The organism is Pseudomonas sp. AGC41 (assembly GCF_057334555.1).
In genome coordinates this window covers 40,170-42,032 of the sequence record NZ_JBHFJB010000115.1, presented here as the reverse complement: position 1 = coordinate 42,032, position 1,863 = coordinate 40,170, and the positions used below count along the sequence as shown (strand labels likewise).

Annotated in this window: 3 protein-coding genes; all 3 read left to right on the top strand. The window is 62.9% G+C overall.

The window, feature by feature from the left end:
- The coding region (locus ACE04F_RS19335; protein ID WP_486109183.1) for a DUF7840 domain-containing protein at nt 1-827 on the top strand (827 nt) is incomplete at its 5' end.
- An 89-nt stretch (nt 828-916) separates the two neighbouring features.
- Entirely contained in the window at nt 917-1,273 is a 357-nt protein-coding gene (locus ACE04F_RS19330) for a hypothetical protein (RefSeq protein WP_486109181.1), read from the top strand.
- 70 nt (nt 1,274-1,343) lie between these two features.
- Nucleotides 1,344-1,835, top strand: coding sequence for a GreA/GreB family elongation factor (locus tag ACE04F_RS19325; RefSeq protein WP_486109179.1), 492 nt, complete (start codon nt 1,344-1,346; stop codon nt 1,833-1,835).
- Nucleotides 1,836-1,863: the final 28 nt, after the last annotated feature.

Here is a 1,863-nt window from a genome sequence, read left to right as displayed (position 1 = left end):
CCCCCCCCCAGGCCCTGATCATCGATGCGGCCTATCGCCTGGAGCGCTATCGCGCCAACGGCCAGGAGCGTGACCCGCAGCGGGCCCAGCGCAGCTTCGAACTGCTGCGGGCAATCAACCGCAACCCCGCACCGGAACTGGAAATCCCGCAACCCGGCCTGCCCGAGGATGGTCATGAATCGCGCACCTGGCAGGCTGGCCTGGGCACGCGAGGCGATCGTGCGTTCGGTGAATACGGCCTGCGCATGGCCTATCACGACCTCAACGACAACGCCGAGAGTTTCCCGCTCGGCGCACAGATCGAGATCCTGCAATTGAAGCTGCGCCAGTACGAAGGCAACGATTGGCAGCTACAACAACTGGACCTGGCGACCATTCGCTCGCTGACCCCGCGCAATGAGTTGCTGCAGCCGCTGTCCTGGCAGGTTACCGGTGGCCTGGAGCGGGTGCCTGGCAAACACGACGATGAAACGCTGGTCAGCCACGTCAACGGCGGCGCCGGGGGCACCTGGGCCTTGGCTGAGGATGTGCTGGGCTTCGCCCTGGGCACGGTGCGGGTCGAGCACAATAACGACTTCGCCCAGTTCATCGCTCCGGCTGCCGGCTTCAACAGCGGCGTGCTGTGGAAAAACCCACTGGGCAACCTGAGCCTCGAAGCCAAGGGCGATTACTTCGTCAACGGCGAAGTGCGCCGTAGCGTGAGTCTGAATCAGCAGTGGGAATTGTCGCGCAACCTCGGTCTGCGCCTGAGCGCCCAGCGCGAATTCAGTCAATTGGCTTCGCCGGAAACCGAGGTGATGCTCGAAATGAAGTGGTACCACTACTGAACGAACGGAATGATCACCGCGCTTTCACGCCTTTCTGACGAATCCGCTTCTAGACTTGCCTTACAAGTGGATCCGGCAGGCAGGCAGACATGAGGCGCGCGGCAGTGGTACTGGGTGTGTTGATATTGCTCGGTGGCTGCGAAACCACCCACGAGGATCTGATCGCCCGAGGTTATCCCCCGGCCTTCGCCGATGGCTTCGATGACGGTTGCAGCAGTGGCCGGCAAGCCGCCGGCGCGATCACCGGCCAATTCCGGAAGGATGTGCCGCGTTATCTCAAGGACGCCCACTACGCCGAAGGCTGGAGCGATGGCTTTCGGCAGTGTCAGGCCATGCGCGAGAGCGAAGAGCGTGACGCCTACCGCGAGCGCCATTGGGACGACCGCGAACGGGCCTGGCAGCAGCAAAAAGATCGCGACGCCGCCCGGGCTTATCGCTCGCCGTGAGTCGCGTACAGACATTCGTCGAAACCAAAACCCTGCGACCATGGCCCAAACTCCAATAGAGGAGAATTCCATGAGTCGCGCCTTCGTCAACGAAGACAACGCCGCCGCCCAGGCCGAACAGCCGGTCGAGCGCCTGGTCAGCGCACAACCCAATTACGTCACGCCCGCCGGGCTTGCCCAGCTACAGGCGCGGGTTGCCGAGCTGCAAGCGCTGCACGGTCGACAGACAGCCCAGGGCGAGCAGGCGGACAAGCAGCGTATCGCCGACCTCGAACGGGACCTGCGCTATTTCAATCAGCGGCTGCAAAGCGCGCAGGTCGTCACTTTGAGCAAATGTGATCAGGTGCGAATCGGACATTGGGTGACATTCGCCGATGAGCACGACCAAGTGCAACGAGTGCAGCTGGTGGGTGAAGACCAGGCCGATGCCGCCAATGGATTGATCAATTGGGGCTCGCCGCTGGGGCGGGCCTTGCTGGGGGCGAAAATCGGGGATGAGCTGGTGTGGAAGCGGCCGGTGGGGGATGTGGCGATCGAGGTGCTGGAAATAGAGCTTGGGTGATATTGCTGGCCTCATGTGGGAGGGGGGG

Bases quoted from the DNA above. Each gene is read 5' to 3' on its own strand.
- ACE04F_RS19330 (WP_486109181.1), top strand. From the start codon at position 917: ATGAGGCGCGCGGCAGTGGTACTGGGTGTGTTGATATTGCTCGGTGGC.
- ACE04F_RS19325 (WP_486109179.1), top strand. From the start codon at position 1,344: ATGAGTCGCGCCTTCGTCAACGAAGACAACGCCGCCGCCCAGGCCGAA.